The following is a 19,589-nucleotide window of genomic DNA, read 5'->3' on the forward strand; positions in this document are numbered from 1 at the left end:
CCCACCAGCCCCGGAAACCATCATCCACATGGATCAGAGGCCAACAATGCACTAACAATCAAATTGGACCAGTCAGATGAGGCTGCTCACTTCCATATTTTTACTTTCGGGCGCAGCCGACGCACAGTTTGTACCCTCTGAAGAGTCCCTTCAAAACCTTTACCCCAGCAAAGCCTATTCACCCTATGCTCAGCGCAGCTTTCCATCGCGCGTATTTTGGGGCGACACTCATATTCACACCTGTCTTTCAATGGACGCCGGTCTTTTCGGGAATACGACCGATCTGGACACAATGCTTCGGTTTGCGCGAGGCGAAGAGGTCGTTTCGGCCACAGGGCAGCGTGTTAAGCTGGCGCGCCCGCTAGACTGGATCGTGACAACGGAACACTCGGATGGAATGGGCATGATCACCGATTTGGCCAAGGGTTCTCCCAACATTATGGAGTCAGAACAGGGCTCCCGCTGGGCAAAAGGTCTGCAAGAAGGCGGTGAGGCGTCTGCTGCAGCAGCTCTGGACCTGATCACTACGTTCTCTCAAGGGAACATGGATCCGGACTTGATTGCAGATTATTCCCCAGGATCGCCCATCTATGCCTCGGTCTGGGAAGACATGATCGCAACCGTGGAATCGTTCAACGATCCGGGAGGCTTCACGGCTTTCCACGGCTTTGAGTGGACGTCGCTGATCCGGGGCAACAACATGCACCGCAATATCATTTTTCGTGACAATGCAGATCGGGTCAAACAGGTCCAACCTATGACCACGCAGGCGCCCATCGGCTCTACAGACCCGATGGACTTGTACAAATGGTTGGAGGCTTATGAGGCCGATACCGGCGGACAAGCTTTTGCACTCGCGCACAATGGAAACCTGTCAAACGGCATCATGTTCCCATCTGAAACACGTTACAATGGCGAACCTGTGGACGAAGCCTATGCAATGGCGCGGATGAGATGGGAACCGCTATACGAAATCACCCAGATCAAGGGAGACGGCGAGGCGCACCCCGCACTTAGTCCCGATGACGAGTTTGCGAATTACGAAACATGGGATGCGGGCAACCTCGATCTAACTGAAGCCAAAACGCCAGATATGCTTGCAGGCGAATATGCGCGCGAGGCACTTAAGCAGGGGTTCGCCATAGAGGCGCGCACGGGCGTAAACCCATACAAATTTGGCTTGTCCGGCGCGACGGACGCCATACATCGCTGGCAACCGCTGACAGCGACAATTACTTTGGTAAAGCAACAAATGCCGAACCTTCATTGACACGTGCGTCGCATCCGTTCACCGAAACAGAAAATGGCGTTTTCCCAGGTTGGTCATTGGTGGCGTCAGGCTACACAGGTGTCTGGGCCGAAGAGAACACGCGGGCCAGTCTGTGGGATGCCATGGTGCGCCGTGAGGTTTATGCCACAACAGGTCCGCGCATGGCCGTGCGGTTCTTTGGGGGATGGGAGTTCGACGAGGATGACATGAGGTCTCGCGCTCCAGCCTTTGTGGGATACGAAAAGGGTGTTCCGATGGGTGGCGATCTGCGCCCGGCAACGTCCGATGCGCCAACCTTTATGGTCTATGCATTGCGCGATCCCATCGGAGCCAATCTTGATCGCATCCAGATCGTTAAAGGCTGGATGGACAGCGACGGGAACTTGTCCGAAAAAGTCTATGATGTGGCGTGGTCGGATGAACGTGAACTGGACGCTGACGGTAAACTGCCGGCTGTAGGTAACACGGTCGATCTGGAAGCAGCAAACTATATCAACACCATCGGCGCTTCAGAGCTGGGAACGGTCTGGACAGACCCAGATTTTGATGCGTCAGAGCACGCGTTTTACTACGCTCGCGTCATTGAAATCCCGACGCCACGCTGGGTCGTTTACGACAAAGTGCGTCTGGGCGCTGACATTCCCGAAGAAGCGACATTGATCGGACAAGAGCGCGCATATACGTCGCCGATCTGGTATTCACCAAATAATTAATAGAATGCCCGTTATTCTTGTTTTTTGACTGACCGCCTTGGGCTGACTGCGGTCCTTTGGAGTAAAAATGCGGATGGCAGCAATGTCCGCATACCGGACGTTCACTAAATTCTGCCGAACGTCCACATTGAGCCCATTCTACTAAATGCTGCACGGAGCACGAATGTCCGATGGTGGGTGAAGCGTCACCAGCCGCACGGGACCCGTTGGATCAAATCTCCCACTTGAAGCTTGTTTCTTGTTCAGTCACCTCCCAAAGCCTTGTCATTACCGGTTTGTCATACGCGTGTGGATTCAATGTACCCTTGCCGACCGGGCCAACGGCTTCAAAGCGGCCTGTTGGTCCGTAGAGCGCGCGTTGTTCGGTCAAATTCTCTTCGGTGGCGCACATGACTTCGGGATAGGACCCTTGCTCGGCCGTTTGAACCATCGGCGTCATGGTCATAAGCCACCAGATTAACCGCATCGTCCGGCTGCCACTTGTACTGATCAGTGACGTTGCCGACGAGCCGGGATGGCAGACATAGACCTCGACCTTGGTTCGCCCTGCGGCTGCAAGCCTGTCCTGTAGTTCATAGGCGAACATCATTTGCGCGAGCTTGCTTTGTGAGTATGCGGTATTAGGCCCGTAACCCTCTTCCCAGTTCATGTCGTCGAAATTGATCGTCTTCAATCCCATGTTGTAGCCAAGACTGGCAACAACAACGATCCGACCCTTCGAGGCTTCGATCCGCTCGAACAGAAGACCACAGAGTAGGAAGTGACCGTAATGGTTGGTGCCAAGCTGGCTCTCGAACCTATCTTCTGTCAGCTTGCGGGTTGGCACCTGCGCGATGGCAGCATTGCAAATGAGCGCATCAATCCGGGGAACGGAATTTAGAACATCGTCCGCGGCTTCACGCACGCTTGCGAGCGAAGCCAGGTCCATTCGTATGAAGATCACTTCTGCTTCACTGCCGAACTCACTCTTCAGGTCCGCAACAGCTGCCTGAGACTTCTCAGCCGAACGGTTCAACATCACGACCTTGGCGTTCTTTTTTAGGAGCGTCCGCGCGGCCTGGAACCCGGCACCGGCGTTGGCACCCGTGATGAGGTAGGTCTTGCCGGAGAGGTCGTCGAGGCGCTCGGGCATCCAGCCTTTGGGTCCAAATGTGGTATCTGGCATTTTTTATCTCCTATCCGCGTTGGCACAGGGGCCGAGCGAATTGTGTTTCAACTTGGAAATGCAGATAGCTCTCATCAGAACGCGGAAACAGGCAAGATAATCACAAATACTTGCCCGATTGTATCAAAGTAGTTGCCAGCATCGATCTGGAGCCATTACATCCCTCTTATGAGCAAGGATCAGATCAAGCAAATCATCGCAGACCGAACCGAAACGGACGGCCTGACCGAGACGGGCATCAAGGGTGTACGGCTGTTTCGCGCCACCCAATCAATCCCCTGTGTTCCAGCCGTTTACGAGCCCTGCATCGTGGCCATCGTGAGTGGGGTGAAGGAAGCCGTTCTGGATGGCCGAAGATACGAATACGACAACAGTCAATATCTCTGCTGTCCGATGTCGATGCCGGTCAAGGCGGGGACGCCTTTGGCTTCGCATGACAACCCGCTCTACGGGGTTATGATCTCACTGGAACAACGTGTTATGGCCGAGCTGGCGATGGAGATGGAAAATGCCGGGGGCGTTCTGCCTTCGGTCAAAAGAGAACTGCGGGAGCCCGGAATTAGGCTCGCGCGATGGGACGATGGTTTTACTGATGCGCTGCTGCGGCTACTGCGCCTCGGATACAGCGAGACGGATACAGCGGTTCTCGGCGAGGCGCGATTGCGTGAGGTGATCTATTCGATCCTGAAGGGAGAAGCTGGCACATTCGCACGGCAGGCATTCGGTGCTGGCAACGCCATCGCACGTTCCATTGCGCACGTGTCGTCAAATCTGGATGCGCCGATCTCGATTGACGATATGGCAAGCCGAGCGGGCATGAGCCGGGCGGTCTTCCATCGCAAATTCAAGCAGGTCACGACGATGGCCCCAATCCAGTTCGTTAAGTCGATGCGCCTCAACAACGCCGCCATGAAGATCGCGGGCGGGATGCCTGTGAACGAAGCCGCGATGGACGTTGGCTATGTCAGCCCGTCCCAATTCAGTCGCGAGTTCAAGAGAATGTATGGACAATCGCCGAAGCAATGGGGTGACGCTCAGAAACTACTGGTCAGAGTTGCTTGAAGCTGACTTACGTGAGGAAAGCGGACCTTGGAGCCACCGCAGCGAACGGCAGCTTTGTCGTCAGAACAGCGGTCATTCAGGCGGAGCGCGGCGAAAGACGGCTCAGAGCCCAATATGGACGTCCGTAATCCAAGTTGTCATTTAGCGACTTTTCTATTCGGCCAAATTCCGAGTGAATGCACACAGAATAGGTTTTTGGTATCTCAGCGGCTGCATTCTCTTTGTTTAGTCAAGTGCGCGCAGGCGTTTTAGAAGCGAAGAGGTATCCCATCGACCGCCTCCTAGCTTTTGAACATCCTTATAGAATTGATCAACCAGCGCGGTTACTGGCAGACTTGCGCCGGTTTCGTTGGCAGTATCAAGACAGATACCTAGATCCTTGCGCATCCAGTCAACTGCAAACCCGTAGTCGAAATGATCTTCGAGCATTGTTTCGTGTCTGTTGTCCATCTGCCAACTACCGGCCGCGCCTTGGCTGATAACTTCTACAACAGAACGTCCATCAAGGCCCGCTTTCTCGGCGAAGTGCAGCGCTTCGCTCAATCCCTGAACCAATCCTGCGATTGCGATTTGGTTGCTCATTTTTGTTAATTGCCCAGCACCGCTCTCGCCGATACGTCGACAGATTTTTGAGTATACTTGCATGATAGGTTCGGCAGCGTCGTATACGGGCTGATCGCCTCCACACATAATCGAAAGAACGCCGTTTTCTGCCCCGGCCTGACCGCCGGAGATTGGCGCATCCAAAAAACCCAGGCTTTGTTCTTTCGCCGCAGTGTAAAGTTCGCGCGTGACCTTGGCAGAGACAGTTGTGTGGTCGACTAGCGTTGCGCTCTGTGACATGCCACCGAATGCGCCGTCTGGCCCAATGCAAACGTTCCGAAGATCATCGTCATTCCCGACGCATGTCATGACGAACTCTGCACCTTCGGCAGCTTCGCGGGGTGTAGCGCGCGCAGAGCCACCATGTTCCGCCACCCACGCATCAGCTTTGGCGGTCGTTCGATTGTAAACCGTAACGTCGTGCCCCGCTGCCTTTAGGTGACCGGACATTGGGTAACCCATTACGCCTAATCCGAGGAAAGCTAGTTTTGCCATTAAAGTGTCCTCTTCTACAAAAGGTCTCGCGGTGTTTTGCCAGCAAAGAAGGCGTCTAAATTATCCAAGGCGCGAAAGCCCATTGCGTCGCGGGTTTTCGTCGTTGCGCTTCCGATATGCGGCAACATGAAGATGTTCTCGTACGCGGCGAACTTTGGGTTGCCCCGCGGCTCAGTCTTGAAACAATCAAGGCCCGCGGCGGAAAGCTTTCCGTTTTCGATTGCGTCCAACAGTGCTTCTTCATCAACAAGGGCACCTCGGGCGGAATTCACGAGTATTGCTCCGTTCGGCAGTTCAGCCAAACGTTTGGCGTTCATCAGGTCAAGAGTTTCGGGGGTAGCGGGGCAATGAAGTGATAGGAAGTCAGCGACTGGAAGCAAAGTGTCGATACTATCGTGGTAGATTGCTCCGTTTTCCTGATCGGCCGAGAGGCGGTTGCGGTTGAAATAATGGATTTCCATATCAAACCCGCGGGCTTTTTTTGCAAATGCCCGACCCACGCGCCCCATCCCTATGATGCCGAGGCGCGCACCTGTGACTTGCTTGCCAACCATGAAAGACGGGCTCCAACTGTCCCAGGTGCCCGACCGCATTAGGCGGTCGCCTCGAACCGCGTGTCGCGCCGCACCGAGCATAAGCAGTATTGCCAATTCTGCCGTTGCATCAGAAAGGACATCGGGAGTGTTTGTCACCGCAATTCCTTTTGCCGCCAAAGCCGGAAGATCGCAGTGATCAACGCCAACAGAATGGTTCGCAACAATCTTCAAGCGCGGGTCTAGCTGCGACACGACTTCGCTTGAGAATTGTTCCGAATGGCAGGGCATCATCGCGTCGACCTTTGCACTCATTGCGATGATTTCTTCCGCGGTGCCCGGTGTATCGGCTTCGTTGAGGATTACGTCATAGTCCCGGCGCGCGCGATCGACGGTAGCACTGGATAATCGACGTGGAAGCCAGAGGACTGGTTTATTGCTCATCGGGTCAGTCCTTTTTGATTGCGTCTTCCCATAAATTATAAAGCGCAAGCGCTATTACGAAGACTGCAATACAAAGGAATGGCAGACCGCCCCAGAACCCGGCAAATCCTGTCGAGATACTGTGCGCGAGACCAAGGACGAATATCATCATTAGGCCGGTGCCGATTATGCCCACGAGAATGTTTGTCAGACGTGACATACGTTTACTCTCCGTTTTGTTCCTGTGCTCTTACGCTGCGTTGAACCCATGATGCAGTGCGTAAAAGTCGGTCATCCTCTTCGACAGCCCCAATCAACTGGACGCCGATGGGCAGGTCGTTCTGCCCAACCAGCAAAGGCAGCGTGAGACATGGCAAACCCGCAAGTGTCCAGGTCAGACAGAAAACGGAATCTCCTGTGTGTCCCGCACTCAATGGAACAGCTTCGCCTGTTGCTGCAGGGGCTAAAATTGCGTCGAACTCATTGAAATACTCTGCAAAAAAGCCTTGAGCAGATAACATGACGGCCAAGGCGTCTTCATATTGGGCCTCGCTGAGATCTGCGCCGCGGTTGATAGCATATTGCATCTCGGCGCTGATTTCCGACCAATGTGTATTCGAAATTTCCATCATATTCTGGCGAATTTCGTAGTCATAGATCGTTTTGTGAACGTTGATGAGATCAGCCAGTTGAGGGGATACCGAAAAGTGCTCGACCCGACCGCCTAGGCTGTCAATCACAGCGTTCAGCCCTTCAAGGGCATCTGCATCAAGGCGGTCGTTGAACGGAAAATCCAGCCAGGCAATATTCGGTTGAACCGGAACGTCCGCCTGCGCGCCGGTCAGCATATTCGCTCGCGGTCGGGCAAAGCTGGCGGGATCGCGTTGGTCATATCCGGTCACCACATCTGTAAGCAAAGCGATATCTTCAAGCGAGTTGGCAAATCCTCCAACGTGATCCAGAGAAACCGACGTCCTGAAAACCCCGCTGCGCGAGATCATTCCGCGGGATGGTTTGAAGCCGTATACGCCGCAGAAAGAGGCGGGACGGATGACCGAGCCGCCGGTCTGCGTACCAATAGCCAAAGGTACGTGCCTGGCCGCAACGGCTGCGGCCGATCCGCTTGATGACCCCCCAGGTGTTCTATTCGGGTCGAAGGGGTTGGTGGTGTCGGTCGGATGCATAAAGGCAAACTCGGTCGTCTTGGTCTTGCCCATGATGACAGCGCCAGACTCTCGAAGTAGTTCAACTAGCCTTGCATCTGTTTCAGGTTGTCGACCCGCAAAGATCGGTGTCCCTCGCTGGGTGGGCATATCCTTTGTGTTGACAATGTCCTTCAGAGCTACGGGCACACCATGCAGTGGACCAGTTGCCCGGCCCGCTTTTCGGATGCGATCCATCTCCCGCGCCTGATCCAGCGCTAAGCCCGCGTCAAGGTAAGCCCACGCGCGAATAACACTGTCGGTCCCTTCAATACGCTTGAGACAGTCTTCAACAAGTGCTTCGGAAGAAAAACGTCCGTCCCGTATGCCCTCGGCGGATTGGACTGCCGAGAACAATGAGAGATCATGCTTGGTCATGGCACCCAAACCCCGAACAAGTAGTCAGGCAACCAAAGCGCGATGCCCGGGAACTGGTACATCAGCACCATGCAGAGGATCACGATGGCCAGATAAGGCATCAGACCCTTGAAGATCTCCATAAGTTGGATCTGGTTCTTGAGTACACCTTTTAGGTAGTACGCTGACATAGCCATCGGCGGTGTCAGGAACGAGGTCTGCAAGTTCAGAGCAACCAGCATCGCGAAGAAATAAGGGTTGACCCCAAAGGTCTCCAACATAGGCAGGAAGATCGGCACGAAGATGATGAGAATCTCGGACCATTCCAGCGGCCAGCCAAGCAGGAAGATGATCAACTGAGCAAGCACCAGGAACTGCCAGGGTTGCAGGTTCATGCCAACGACCCAATGTTCGATAACGTCGTGTCCACCGAGATAGGAAAAGATCGAGGCAAAGGTCCATGAACCCACGAACAACCAGCATACCATTGCGGTGGCCTTAGCTGTCAGGAAGACGCTTTGTTTAACCTTGTCCCATGTGAGCGACCTGTAGAGCATCGCTAGCACCAGTCCGCCCAATGCGCCCATTGCAGCCGCTTCAGCCGGTGTCGCTAAACCTCCAAGGATGGAGCCAAGCACCAGCATGATCAAAACGGTCAACGGTACGAATGATACCAGCAAGTCCATATAGATCTGGCGTTTTGGCGGAATGTCTTCCTCTTGGGGCTTCGGTGCAAGCGATGGATTCAACCAAACCCGAACCATCACGTAGACGATATATAACCCTGCCAGCAGCAGTCCCGGAAAAACCGCAGCAGCATACAAACGCAATGGCGAAAGCTCAGCAATCGCGGCATAAACGATCAGCATAATCGAAGGCGGGATCAGAATGCCCAAAGTTCCGCCTGCACAGATAACGCCAGAGGCGAAGCTACGCTGATACCCCGCATTCGCCATCGCTGGATAGGCCAGCAGGCCCATCAAGGTAACAACCGCACCAACAATCCCTGACGCCGTCGAAAACACAGCGCAAGTCAGAAGTGCGGCAATGGCCAGTGACCCGGGTAGATTTCGGGCAGCCATGTACAGCGAGAAAAACAGGCGATCGACAATGTTCGCTCGTTCAACCACGTATCCCATAAATAAGAATAATGGGATGGCAACAAGCGTGTCGTTCTCCATCACCGAGTAGGTGTTTTGGTTGAGAAGATAGAAGATGTTGTTGTTGAAGATATCCGCAATGCTCTCCGGCGCGGATTGGTAATAGGCGTAATACCCAAATCCAACACCCATAGCGAGCAGTGTGAACGCGATTGGAAAGCCTAGCAGCACCAAAACTATGAAGAGGCTGAGCATCAAGATGGCGACCTGAGGATCAGTCATCGTTGCGGCCTCCTTCTTTGGTACCCGTGGTCCGAATTTTGTCGATGGTCTCTTCCATCAACATGTCCTCGGTCTCGCGCACGTCATCCAACCGCTCAAGCCAGACGCCATTCCGCATCGCCAGCCAGCATCGCGCCATTTCCGCAAGTCCTTGCAGCATCAACAAGAAACCAGCAACTGGGATCAGAGTTTTGAAAAAGTAGATTTGGATTCGGGCAGGGCTGTTCCAGCTGACCTCTTCATAACGCCAGCTATCCTTGGCGATTTCCCACCCGTACCAAAACAGAGCGAACATGCCTGGAAAGAAAAAGAGGATGTACAACACAAAATCTACACGCGCCTGCCAGCGGACAGAGAACAGCCTGTAAAGAACGTCGCCCCGAACATGCGCGTCTTGCGCCAAAGCGTAAGCACCGGCCATAAGAAATAACGCGCCATACATCTGGACCATCATGTCGAACGCCCAGACGGTTGGCTTGTTCAGCACGTACCGGACGAACACTTCGTAAGACACAGAAAGTGTCAGAATTAGTATGCACCATCCAAAGGCTTTGCCGACCCATTGGCTTAGCCCTTCGATGGCGTGAATTGTCTTGATCAAGGTCAGTTCCTCGCCTGTTCTGCCCGGGTTCGGGAAGCCGGGTAAAAACACGACTTCCCGTTTTCAGAGATGCTCAGGCCTCAACCGAAGTAGTGCTTGTAAGCCAGCTTGTAGTCCGGCTGGTTGAGGTTGAGGTAGTTCATAACGGTCTTCGCATAGGTTTTTTGGCTGTCGACCACCTTGGCGAAGAACGGATCCTCGTTCGAGATCCTGTCGACCACAACGTCCCATGCCTCCAATTGAGCCTGCATTACGCTGTCGGGTGTACGATAAACATTGACACCCTGCTCTTCGGCCAGCGTTACCAGATCGTCTGCGTAACGCTTTGTATTGTTCCAATAGAAGTTGGAGTTTTCAGCCTCGGAAGCATATTTCAGGATTGCTTGCAGTTCTGGCGCAAGGGCGTTGTACTTGTCCTTGTTGAAGGTAACCTCGAAGAACTCCTGACTTTGGTGGAATGACGCCAAATGGTAATGCTTGGACACGTCCTGCATACCAAAGTCGCGGTCTGATGTCGGGTTATTGAACTCAGCCGCGTCGATCAGGCCAGATTTCATTGCAGGCTGAATTTCTCCGCCCGGTAGTTGTACGACCGACATTCCCATCTCAAGCAGAACGTCTGCCGCAAGACCAACAGTCCGGTATTTCAGGCCGTTCATCTGATCAGCGCTGGTGATTTGCTCTTTGAACCAGCCCAATGGCTGTGCCGGCATGGGCGAGTTGAAAAACGACACGACATTGAGCCCGAGAATGCCCATCAGCTCGTCAAAAAGTTCCTGACCTCCGCCGTAGTTTACCCAACCCAGAACCTCCTGGCTTGACCAACCAAAACAGGGACCGGTGCCGAAGAGCGACGCGGTTTTGGATTTTGAGTACCAGTAGGCCGGCACGTAGTGTGCGGCATCCAGAACGCCGCGATGAACCGCGTCCTGCATCTGACTTGTTTTTACGACCGAGTTCACAGGCAGCAGCTCAATGGTCAGTTTGCCACCGGACATCTCGTTCACGCGATTTACATAGGATTGCGCGTTTTCAAGAAAGATGCCGCCGCCCCAGGCAGCTTGCATCTTCAGGTTGGTTCCTTCCTGCGCATGGACAACCGGGGCTGCAAGCGCGCCGGCGCCCACAACAGCAGAGCCACGCAGAAAACTTCTGCGGTTCAAAGATTTTGTCATGTTTCCTCCCTTGACTGGGCCGTCGCCGAATAACCTACAGCATTGGCACCAATCCGCCCTCCAGCGGACAGGTCTAACGATAAGCCAGATTTCAAATTTTTCAAAATGATTTGGAAATTCCTTCTTTTTGAGCAATCAATGCATCTTAACACACTGGAATTATTTGATTTATTATTTTTCATTTTTTTAACCCCATGAAAGAGCTAGAGTATGGAACCACGTCATAGATCATTGGTTGCACGCATTATGAGAGAGCAGAAAAACGCCAATCGCCGGGGGCGCCCACGCTTGAAGGCCAATGAGGAGAAAACTGTAGGACCTCTCGTTGGGGCACTCGATCGTGGGATTCGCGTGTTGATTTTCTTGGCGGATACGCGTGGTGCGACGCTTGCAGATATCGCCGGACATACAACAATTCCAACTGCAACAGTACACAGGTTGCTGACCACACTTCAGAAGAATGGAATGGTCGTTAACGATACCCGGCAGGGTCGTTGGCGCGTTGGGCCACAGGCATATCGGATCGGCAGCACCTTTGAAGAAGGTTCAGTTTTGCTGGAAGTCGCACCGCCGGTGATGCGGATGCTGTCACAAGAGACCGGCGAAACTGCAAATCTGGCAATCGAAGAAGGTGGAGAGTTGCTCTACCTTGTTCAGGTGGAATCCGAAAACCCAATAAGGGCATCTATCAAGAACGGGACCGCATCCTATTTTCACACGTCAGGTGTTGGCAAAGCCATAATGGCGTTTATGGAAGATTCCTCGCTAGAGGATCTATTGGCACCACTGACGCTTGTAAGTCAGACGCCCAAATCAATCACTGACATACAGCATTTGAAGGCAGAATTGAGCAAGTCCAGGCGACGTGGATGGGCATTGGACGATGAAGAACGTTTCCCTGGTATGCGGTGTATTGCTGCGCCTGTCTTCGACTCGTTAGAAAATGTTGTCGCGGGCGTTTCAGTCTCCGGCCCTATTGCGAGGTTTCCCGACACGAAGCTGGAAACCCTTGCGGCATCGGTCGTCAAAGCTGCGGCAAAAATCTCGGAAAGGCTCCGTGAGCAACCCGATCTGATTGGTCCGAGTTGATTGTTAGTGCATGATTGGGCTGGTTTCCATTGGCATTATGGTTTCTGGAGCTGGTGGGCGATAGCCCAATGCACTGTATGGTCTGTTAGTATTGTGGTGTTTCCGCCATTGCTCGATCAGGATCTCAGCCTCACGCAGGCTGTAGAAGATTTCACCGTTGAGCAGTTCATCCCGCATCCGCCCATTGAAGCTTTCGCAATATCCGTTCTCCCAAGGTGATCCTGGCTCAATGTAAACGGTCTGTGCGCCGACAGCCGCGATCCAGTTCCGAACCGCTTGTGCAACGAACTCAGGGCCATTGTCCGACCGAATGAAGGCGGGAGCGCCACGCAGGATGAACAGGTCGGTAAGAACATCGACCACGTCCGTCGAGTTCAGCCTGCGCTTCACACGGATCGCCAGACATTCACGGTTGTGCTCGTCTAAGATGTTCAGCGTCCAAAAAGCTTTGCCATCGTCGGTTCGACAATGAACGAAGTCATAGCTCCAGACATGGTTCCGATACTCAGACCGCAACCTGGCGCATGATCCGTCATTCAACCAGAGCCGCCCCTTCTTTGGCTGCTTTTGCGGAACCTTCAGCCCCCCTCGTCGCCACAGACGTTCAACCCGACCATCGCTGACAGACCAACCTGCGTCTCTCAACAAAGCCGGGATCCGCCGATAGCCATTGCGACCAAACTGCCTGGCAAGAGCAATCATGTCGGCAACCAGATGATCCTCATCCGAACGCCCTTTCGGGACATGCCTCTGGGTCGAACGATGTTGCCCCAGTACTCGGCAGGCTCTGCGCTCAGATACTTTGAGCCGGCTGTGGAAATGATCAATGCAGGCGCGACGACCAGCGGGTAAATGCCATGTAGCCGGACTACCAGAAAGCGCTGGAGGAAAACGACAAGCGGTACGAAGCACATATCTACACCGGCGTGAACCACGGCTTTCACAACGACGCTACGCCGCGTTACGATGAGCAGACCGCTCGTCTTGCCGAAGAACGCAAGGTGGCCTGGTTCCTTACGTACCTCGCCGGCCAAGCCAGATCGCGCAGAAATCGCGGTGAATTCCCCGTGTGCTGTGCTTGAATGGCCCCTCCACGTGTATAGATATGAAAGATTGCAGAAGTACGAATTTGAAACTGCAGTTGGGAGATCGACATGACAACCCCATGCCTGACCCGAAGAGCTATCGTTTCAACCGCGGGGGCCGCGCTTCTCATTGGTGCCTCCGGCCTAATCTTGCCAGCACGCGCGCAGTCCGTTGCGGCCACTCCGACGATGCGGGGAGGAGCCAACAATTACCGCCCTGGCGCCCCGATCGTGGAAAGGATCGGCGATGGCGGCTTTTGGACCACTGGAACCGTGCGACGCGCGGGCGACGGTGCGCCCCTTTCCGGCCGGCGCATTCAGGTGTGGGCCCATACGACCGAAGGTCACGAACGGGACGCGCGGTCTCATGGCGCGACGCTCACCGACGCCGACGGCGTATTCCGCATCGAGATGCCACAGATTGTACCCGCCTTCGGTCAGCCGCATGGGCATCTGGCTTACGATGCCGAATACGATGATGGCGGATTCGAGACGGTTTTTTTGCGGCCTGTGATGGAGCGGGCATCGGACACGAGCCTGCATGTTGAGTTCGTTCTGCGTCCTGTCTGATGACCTTGTTGCGCGGCGTGGTCGCATGGGGGGCTCTAGCCTTGGCAATTGCCGTGCCCTTGATCGCCGCAGCGCAAAGCCCGCTTCTGCAATGGCGCGAGCCGCTCTATGTCATTGCCGGGTTTTCTGGGATCGTCGGACTAGCGCTTTTGCTTGTTCAGCCTCTTCTAATCACCGGCGTACTTCCGGGGATCCCGGCGCGGCGCATCCATATCTGGACCGGAACGGCGCTGGTTTTCGCGGTAGTTGTCCACGTGGCGGGTCTTTGGGTCACGAGCCCGCCGGACGTGGTGGATGTCCTGCTGTTCCGCTCTCCGACTCCGTTTTCCGTCTGGGGTGCGGTGGCAATGTGGGCCCTCTTCGCAACCGCCATTCTTGCTGCCGTGAGAAAGCAACTGGGATTGCGCATCTGGCGCCTCGGCCATAGCGTGGCGGCGGTCGTGATCGTCACGGGCACGGTCGTACACGCGTGGCTAATCCAGGGTGCGATGGAGGACGTGACGAAAGGGGTACTCTGCGTGATCGTTTTGGGGGCAGGAGCATGGGCCCTGTGTCGCCGCCGCGTATGGCGAATGCTTCGCTAACCGCGGCGATAACAGATCGTGCGTAGCGGGCCGTTCGTCGTCCAACTTCAAGAAAGCCGGCGCAAACAACATTTAGGTAGCTGCGCGATTCCTTTAAATGCATGGCTCAAACGAAAGTTAATGTTCGGCGCGACAAAAGCGCATTTCGTCCGCCCAGCGGTCACTCGCGACAAATTCGTGAACGTCTGCCCCGAGCCCATACCGGAAGTGCTCAGGTCTGAACCCTCGCAGGTGCAGCAATATCACCGATCTCAGACATCATCTGCGTCGCAGAGAGAAAAGCGGCCATTCGTTCACTGCACGAAGAAATTTGGGACTTTGATATCTGAGTCGCGGACTTTGCCCTCATCTAACGCTCCAGAACCGATGACTGTTGTTCTGAAAGCCCTTAGATCGAATAAAATTCAAGCATGATGGTTGAGCACTTGGATTCCACTGTTGATGTTCCCTGACAGGCTAACGCAATGCCCGTCGGCTCTTCAGCGGTCCCTTGGCCACTGCAGCGCGTTGCAGAAAGAGCAGCTCGCCCAACATATCGCGGACAGCTGCTTTTGAAGGGGTAGGTTCCAGAAAGTCAAATAGACGCAACAAATTTGCCGGGTGTTTTACGACCAATGCTGCCAAAACCTCTTTCGCGGTATCGACCTCATAGGCCGCAATCATTTGCGCCGCGGCTTGCATTGGGGTCGGCAGAGCACAATCTTGTGGCCGCATGGATGTTTCTCGCAGCGCGTCAAACGGCGATGCACCAAGCGCACGGAATTTCGGCATATGAATGCGTATGTCAGCAGCGCGGTTCTCAATCACCGAACCGGATCGCTGAAAATATTCGAAAGGGGCGAGTTTTTTCAATGCGCGCCTTCGCATCGGGGCGGACAACATTTCAAAATCTGCACGATCGTAGTGCAAATCGTCAAAGACGGAGATCAGCCGCCGTCCCGCGTCGGCTACCATCAAGTAGGGATCGGCGTTCAGTGCCGCGACCATGTCGGCAGAGTTTGCACGCTGCTGCGCGGATTCATAAGGTACAACCGCGTAAGTCTTCCGGTCAAAAAGACGTTTAAGTTGATCTATCATCAAGTCGAATCCTTCATTCGCTTCGACGCGACGATCCTCCACTAGTAGTCGCTGGCAAACAGATAGGCTTTACGAGGTGCAAAAGAACCCTAATTGCTGAGTAGAAATTCTCAGGGAAAACTATCATGCTGCAAGACAAGAAATCAGAAACCGATGCCGAGAGGAGAAAGGCGCTGCTGCGGCGCTTGTTATCTGACCTGAGCCGGTCCAATCCCAAACTCTACTATCAGTCGACGAGCCAGATTTCTCGGTTGCTGAAAGATCATATTTCTGATGGCAAATCGCTAAACGGAGAAGATCGCAAACTTATGGAACCGCTCACCTGCCGCGACCTCGAAGTCCTCCTTAGTCTACATTAGCGACAGAAGTCCCAGTCTTTCATTTTGACGCGCAAATAATCACAAACGCGGAAAAACAGTCGTTCGTTCATCTTGCAGTGTCAGTCAAGTCGAGCGCGAAACCGTAAAGCTCGATATTTACGAAAGCATGCCGTGCAAAACATGCTGGGCTGTTGAGACAATAAGCGGGTCTCGGCGTTGAACTTGAAGACGCTTTGAGCATTGCTGAACAGATAGACATCTGACCACCCTGCGAGCGGTCGAAATGTCCGTTCGCAACCTCAAACCAGTCATCTGACCAAATCTCTCGGATGTCCGCTTTGAGCCCAATCTGAACATTGACGAGCGGCTATGCCCACTGTGAACCATGTCGCTGACGGAAGACCTGAAGCAAATTCTAGATACTGCCCTGCCAACCGATCCCAGCTTTCAGCGGGTCGAGAAGGCCGTCATAGACAACTGCATTAGTGACTGCCGACGATACGCTTTGGAGGGCTCCATTGAAGCCTTTTTTGTTGTCCGCGATGCGTCTATTGGCACTTCCCGACAATGGGCACACACGGCTGATCCCGAATGATGCGATCTCGGTGCTACCGCTGAGGTTCGTGAGCGTGGGGCGTTCAGTGCAAGTCATTGGGGCGGCACCAGGGGTAACCGCACCGCAAGGAGAGGTGATAGCAGTCAACGGTGCGGCTGTGAGCCAAATCGAAGCCACTGCGCAGAAATTTCTGGCGGGAACCTGCCAAAGGAAACGGGTCATCGGACCGATTCTTCTGGCTTGGCCGTACGCTTTGGCACGATTGGGCTTTACGTCAAACGGCAGCACGACCGAGTATCGTGTGCAGGACGAAAATGGGCAGATAACCAATCTGAAAGTAGCCTAGGGTAATACTGTTCCTGCATCGACGCTCTACCCGAGAAACGAGCACGGCAAGGCTGATCCGGCCTGGGAACCCGAGACCTTTGTGGAGATTAGGGACTGGCAAGATCTGGGGCTATTAATAGCGTTGCCAAGTTTCTTTGATCCGAGCGAAAGTGCGCTGCCCAAAGCTATCTCAGCGGCAGTGGAACGCGTGCGTGCCTGCTCGAACAAAACACTCTTGATTGACGTTCGCGGAAACACCGGCGGCGATTTTCTTCTAACGATGCCCTTAATCGACGCGATCTCGCAAAGCGCAAGTAAGCAGATTGTTGTACTTGTCGATAAATTCACGTTTTCCGCAGCGATCGTGTTTGTGGCCATCCTAAAACATCGTTTTGGAAACAGGCTGAAACTCATCGGGGAAGAAATGGGCGACGGGTTGGTGTTCTTTGCCGAGAGCGGGTTGCTCGATTTGCCGGCTAGCGGAGCGGTCGTTCGATACTCATCAGCCTTCCACTACTGGAAGACCGGCACATCAGACGAAACCACCCCGCCCGAGATCGCGCGGAATATCGTACCTGTAGGAGCACTGAACTTGGATCGGGAGTGGGATGTAAGACTTACTGGTGAGTATACACCTGGCTCGTTCTATCAACGAGTTCTCAAAAGCGTGAGCGATTAGACAAACGACCGCTTCGTCCCGCAGAGCCGACGTTCTCGGCAACTTGGGTGAATGACCGCTGTGCGGACAATGCGGCTGCTGTGTATTGGAAGCGGTCACTCTTGACGGTCCACCTCGCAAAGTCATTGTCTAACACTTACTGACTGAAAGCGTGAGACGGGACGGTGAAGATGCCACTTGATACGAATTTAATCCTATGCCCGATAAATCTTCGTCACGTGAGGCTGGATTACAGCGCCTACGAAGAAGCAATCGCAATGGCTAAACGCCGAGAAGCGCGGCTTCTCGTGGTGACAGTTGCGCCAGAAATGGAGCGAAACTTGAACATTCGCGACTCTGTTGGATATTGGAGCGAGCAACTGAAGAAGTTTGTTGAAGATCACCCAGCAGAAGGCGTCGAACTTGAAACCACTGTCCGGACCGGAGCGGTGCATCGCCAGATCGTGAAACTCGCGGATGAACGCAACGTCGACATGATCGTAATGGAGGCGGCCAATCCAAAAATCCAAGACTACCTTTTGGGTACAACCGCCAGTCATGTCGTTACGCACGCTAGGTGCTCTGTTTTTGTTGTTCGTAACTAGCCGTTCCAACATGGCCAAATATCGCAGTTTGATGCAATGGCTTCCCTATCTCGATGGAAGCCATTACTGTCCTCGACCGTTTCTCAGAGCTTCTTGTATTCAGATCGCAAAGCCAACCACAGGCAGTAGCACATGATGAGTATCACCAGTGTAAACGGAATCCCCATGGACACGGCGGCTCCCTGAAGGGCGTTCAACCCACCGCCGAGGAGCAGTGCAATAGCGACAAGGCCTTCGAGAGTACACCACCATATACGCTGAACGACGGGCGCATCCAACTTGCCACCTGCGGTGATTGTATCGATCACCAGTGAACCGGAGTCGGACGAGGTGACAAAGAAGATCACAATCAACACCAGCGAGATCGGCGCAATGATGTTGTACAGCGGCAGTTCCTTGAGGAAACCGAACAAAGCGCCCTCCGGAGCATAACTGTCGATCACAGTGGCTTTGACTCCTTCAGCACCACCGGAATTCAGCATGTCGATAGCGGCACCTCCGAAAGTGGACATCCACAACGCACAAACAGCTGTTGGTGCAATCAGAGCACAGAGTACAAACTCACGCACGGTGCGACCCCGAGAAATCCGTGCAATAAACATGCCGACGAAAGGCGACCAAGCAATCCACCACGCCCAATAGAATGTTGTCCACCCGTGGAAGAAGCTTGTATCTTCCCGCCCGAACGGATTGGAAAGCGCGGGCAGCAATGTGACATAGTCCACCATGACTGAAACGTAGCGCGCGATTGCGGCAGAAATTCCGGTCATAGCGATCACAAAAATAAAGAGCCCGACGGCCATTATCATATTTATCTCAGACAGTCTTTTTACGCCCGCGTCCATGCCCAAGAGGACGGAGCCAAGAGCGATAAGCGTGATGGCAACGATAATGATAACGGTCAGCGTCGGGGACGGTGAGATGCCAAACACCTCGTTCAGACCTGCAGCAACCTGTTGAGCACCCAGGCCCAATGACGTCGTAAGGCCGAAAAGTGTCGCAAAGACTGCCAGCGTGTCGATGAGATGTCCCCAAAAGCCCCAGACACGTTCTCCAAGCAGCGGAAAAAAAGCCGACCGGAGCGTGAGTGGCAGGTTCAGGTTGTAGGCGAATATCGCAAGCGCCAATCCCACTGCAGCATATACAGCCCAGCCTTCGAGGCCCCAGTGATGTATCGTCCCGACGACACCAATATACTCATTGCCCGGTTGACTAATGTCGATGTTCAGGGGCCGTGCATTCCCGTCTTCCGAAAAGTTGTAATACACTGGCTCCAAAACACCAAAGAACAGGAGGCCGATCCCGATCCCAGCCGCAAACATCATTGCGATCCAACCCGCGTACGAATAATCGGGTTTCGCATCCTTTCCGCCAATTCTGACTTTTCCGACAGGCAGGACAATAAGCGCCAGGCAGAACAATGTGATCGCATTTACCGACAACACCAGAAACCAGTCAAAGGTACTGGTCAGCCATGGCCGGAGCCAGCCGAAGAATGCAGCAGCAGCTTCCTGATTGGCCAAAGCCACGATGACGAAACCCAGGATCAGCAAACCAGAGACAATGAAGACGGGGTTGTGGATATCCAACCCGAGCGGCCTGATGTTGTCTTGTCCGAGTTCATACTCAGTCTCGAAGTCCCAAACACGTGGGTCCGGGTCGAGCATCTTTTTGGGACTTGAATCTGACATTTTGCCTCCCATAGCGCTGTTTCATAAGGTTTATCGTTGCACGGCA

General features: G+C 54.0%; 18 protein-coding genes and 2 pseudogenes. 10 read left to right on the top strand and 10 right to left on the bottom strand.

The window, feature by feature from the left end:
• Positions 1–250: 250 nt before the first annotated feature.
• Positions 251–1,983: pseudogene (locus ACR0JW_RS22720) on the top strand (DUF3604 domain-containing protein).
• A gap of 211 nt (positions 1,984–2,194) precedes the next feature.
• Here ACR0JW_RS22720 and ACR0JW_RS22725 read toward each other — a convergent pair.
• Positions 2,195–3,148: an SDR family oxidoreductase gene (locus tag ACR0JW_RS22725; protein ID WP_170682799.1), complete on the bottom strand. Its 954-nt coding sequence runs from the start codon at positions 3,146–3,148 to the stop codon at positions 2,195–2,197.
• Positions 3,149–3,316: 168 nt separating this feature from the next.
• On the opposite strand from ACR0JW_RS22725, the gene ACR0JW_RS22730 reads away from it, so the two are divergent.
• Positions 3,317–4,210, top strand: coding sequence for an AraC family transcriptional regulator (locus ACR0JW_RS22730; RefSeq protein WP_170682798.1), 894 nt, complete (start codon positions 3,317–3,319; stop codon positions 4,208–4,210).
• 225 nt (positions 4,211–4,435) lie between these two features.
• Here the strand turns inward: ACR0JW_RS22730 and ACR0JW_RS22735 are convergent, their stop codons facing one another.
• From ACR0JW_RS22735 to ACR0JW_RS22760, 6 genes are all read right to left on the bottom strand, one after another.
• A complete protein-coding gene (locus ACR0JW_RS22735; protein WP_480714513.1) occupies positions 4,436–5,308 on the bottom strand; it encodes an NAD(P)-dependent oxidoreductase in 873 nt (290 codons plus the stop codon).
• A gap of 14 nt (positions 5,309–5,322) precedes the next feature.
• Complete coding sequence (locus tag ACR0JW_RS22740; RefSeq protein ID WP_170682804.1) at positions 5,323–6,285, bottom strand: 2-hydroxyacid dehydrogenase; 963 nt, start codon at positions 6,283–6,285, stop codon at positions 5,323–5,325.
• Positions 6,286–6,488: 203 nt separating this feature from the next.
• Positions 6,489–7,844, bottom strand: coding sequence for an amidase (locus ACR0JW_RS22745; RefSeq protein WP_480714514.1), 1,356 nt, complete (start codon positions 7,842–7,844; stop codon positions 6,489–6,491).
• The gene (locus ACR0JW_RS22750) at positions 7,841–9,205 is read right to left on the bottom strand and encodes a TRAP transporter large permease subunit (protein WP_170682795.1); all 1,365 of its coding nucleotides are present in this window, start codon (positions 9,203–9,205) and stop codon (positions 7,841–7,843) included. The genes ACR0JW_RS22745 and ACR0JW_RS22750 overlap by 4 nt, the downstream gene beginning before the upstream one ends.
• Entirely contained in the window at positions 9,198–9,806 is a 609-nt protein-coding gene (locus tag ACR0JW_RS22755) for a TRAP transporter small permease subunit (RefSeq protein WP_170682794.1), read from the bottom strand. The genes ACR0JW_RS22750 and ACR0JW_RS22755 overlap by 8 nt, the downstream gene beginning before the upstream one ends.
• 80 nt (positions 9,807–9,886) lie before the next feature.
• Positions 9,887–10,981, bottom strand: coding sequence for a TRAP transporter substrate-binding protein (locus ACR0JW_RS22760; protein WP_170682793.1), 1,095 nt, complete (start codon positions 10,979–10,981; stop codon positions 9,887–9,889).
• A gap of 246 nt (positions 10,982–11,227) precedes the next feature.
• Between ACR0JW_RS22760 and ACR0JW_RS22765 the strand changes: the two genes are divergently transcribed.
• Entirely contained in the window at positions 11,228–12,070 is an 843-nt protein-coding gene (locus ACR0JW_RS22765; RefSeq protein WP_480714515.1) for an IclR family transcriptional regulator, read from the top strand.
• A gap of 3 nt (positions 12,071–12,073) precedes the next feature.
• Here the strand turns inward: ACR0JW_RS22765 and ACR0JW_RS22770 are convergent.
• Positions 12,074–12,919: pseudogene (locus tag ACR0JW_RS22770) on the bottom strand (IS3 family transposase); the annotation flags it as partial.
• 32 nt (positions 12,920–12,951) lie between these two features.
• On the opposite strand from ACR0JW_RS22770, the gene ACR0JW_RS22775 reads away from it, so the two are divergent.
• From ACR0JW_RS22775 to ACR0JW_RS22785, 3 genes are all read left to right on the top strand, one after another.
• The gene (locus ACR0JW_RS22775) at positions 12,952–13,152 is read left to right on the top strand and encodes a dienelactone hydrolase family protein (protein ID WP_170682803.1); all 201 of its coding nucleotides are present in this window, start codon (positions 12,952–12,954) and stop codon (positions 13,150–13,152) included.
• Positions 13,153–13,224: 72 nt separating this feature from the next.
• Positions 13,225–13,725 (top strand): peptidase associated/transthyretin-like domain-containing protein, encoded by a 501-nt coding sequence (locus ACR0JW_RS22780; protein WP_170682791.1) that lies wholly within the window; start codon positions 13,225–13,227, stop codon positions 13,723–13,725.
• On the top strand, positions 13,725–14,309 hold the full coding sequence (locus ACR0JW_RS22785; protein ID WP_170682790.1) for a ferric reductase-like transmembrane domain-containing protein: 585 nt from the start codon (positions 13,725–13,727) through the stop codon (positions 14,307–14,309). The genes ACR0JW_RS22780 and ACR0JW_RS22785 overlap by 1 nt, the downstream gene beginning before the upstream one ends.
• Before the next feature lie 456 nt (positions 14,310–14,765).
• Here ACR0JW_RS22785 and ACR0JW_RS22790 read toward each other — a convergent pair whose 3' ends face one another.
• Positions 14,766–15,428, bottom strand: a complete 663-nt coding sequence (locus ACR0JW_RS22790) for a hypothetical protein (RefSeq protein ID WP_480714516.1) — start codon at positions 15,426–15,428, stop codon at positions 14,766–14,768.
• An 83-nt stretch (positions 15,429–15,511) separates the two neighbouring features.
• Between ACR0JW_RS22790 and ACR0JW_RS22795 the strand changes: the two genes are divergently transcribed.
• The 4 genes from ACR0JW_RS22795 (at position 15,512) to ACR0JW_RS22810 (ending at position 17,852) form a co-directional block, all read left to right on the top strand.
• Positions 15,512–15,745 (top strand): hypothetical protein, encoded by a 234-nt coding sequence (locus tag ACR0JW_RS22795; protein WP_170682789.1) that lies wholly within the window; start codon positions 15,512–15,514, stop codon positions 15,743–15,745.
• 479 nt (positions 15,746–16,224) lie between these two features.
• Positions 16,225–16,608 carry a hypothetical protein gene (locus tag ACR0JW_RS22800; RefSeq protein WP_480714517.1) on the top strand — a complete coding sequence of 128 codons (384 nt, stop codon included), beginning with the start codon at positions 16,225–16,227 and terminating at the stop codon, positions 16,606–16,608.
• Positions 16,609–16,689: 81 nt separating this feature from the next.
• The gene (locus ACR0JW_RS22805) at positions 16,690–17,268 is read left to right on the top strand and encodes a S41 family peptidase (RefSeq protein WP_480714518.1); all 579 of its coding nucleotides are present in this window, start codon (positions 16,690–16,692) and stop codon (positions 17,266–17,268) included.
• Positions 17,269–17,438: 170 nt separating this feature from the next.
• Entirely contained in the window at positions 17,439–17,852 is a 414-nt protein-coding gene (locus tag ACR0JW_RS22810; RefSeq protein ID WP_170825435.1) for a universal stress protein, read from the top strand.
• Positions 17,853–17,935: 83 nt separating this feature from the next.
• On the opposite strand, the gene ACR0JW_RS22815 is transcribed toward ACR0JW_RS22810, so the two are convergent.
• The gene (locus tag ACR0JW_RS22815) at positions 17,936–19,543 is read right to left on the bottom strand and encodes a BCCT family transporter (protein WP_170825436.1); all 1,608 of its coding nucleotides are present in this window, start codon (positions 19,541–19,543) and stop codon (positions 17,936–17,938) included.
• Positions 19,544–19,589 lie beyond the last annotated feature (46 nt).

The sequence above is a fragment of the Ruegeria sp. BG6 genome (genome assembly GCF_056538465.1).

Coding starts and splice junctions, on each gene's coding strand:
- ACR0JW_RS22760 (WP_170682793.1), bottom strand. CDS start 10,981: ATGACAAAATCTTTGAACCGCAGAAGTTTTCTGCGTGGCTCTGCTGTT.
- ACR0JW_RS22750 (WP_170682795.1), bottom strand. CDS start 9,205: ATGACTGATCCTCAGGTCGCCATCTTGATGCTCAGCCTCTTCATAGTT.
- ACR0JW_RS22815 (WP_170825436.1), bottom strand. CDS start 19,543: ATGTCAGATTCAAGTCCCAAAAAGATGCTCGACCCGGACCCACGTGTT.
- ACR0JW_RS22725 (WP_170682799.1), bottom strand. CDS start 3,148: ATGCCAGATACCACATTTGGACCCAAAGGCTGGATGCCCGAGCGCCTC.
- ACR0JW_RS22740 (WP_170682804.1), bottom strand. CDS start 6,285: ATGAGCAATAAACCAGTCCTCTGGCTTCCACGTCGATTATCCAGTGCT.
- ACR0JW_RS22765 (WP_480714515.1), top strand. CDS start 11,228: ATGAGAGAGCAGAAAAACGCCAATCGCCGGGGGCGCCCACGCTTGAAG.
- ACR0JW_RS22745 (WP_480714514.1), bottom strand. CDS start 7,844: ATGACCAAGCATGATCTCTCATTGTTCTCGGCAGTCCAATCCGCCGAG.
- ACR0JW_RS22735 (WP_480714513.1), bottom strand. CDS start 5,308: ATGGCAAAACTAGCTTTCCTCGGATTAGGCGTAATGGGTTACCCAATG.
- ACR0JW_RS22785 (WP_170682790.1), top strand. CDS start 13,725: ATGACCTTGTTGCGCGGCGTGGTCGCATGGGGGGCTCTAGCCTTGGCA.
- ACR0JW_RS22730 (WP_170682798.1), top strand. CDS start 3,317: ATGAGCAAGGATCAGATCAAGCAAATCATCGCAGACCGAACCGAAACG.
- ACR0JW_RS22795 (WP_170682789.1), top strand. CDS start 15,512: ATGCTGCAAGACAAGAAATCAGAAACCGATGCCGAGAGGAGAAAGGCG.
- ACR0JW_RS22810 (WP_170825435.1), top strand. CDS start 17,439: ATGCCACTTGATACGAATTTAATCCTATGCCCGATAAATCTTCGTCAC.
- ACR0JW_RS22780 (WP_170682791.1), top strand. CDS start 13,225: ATGACAACCCCATGCCTGACCCGAAGAGCTATCGTTTCAACCGCGGGG.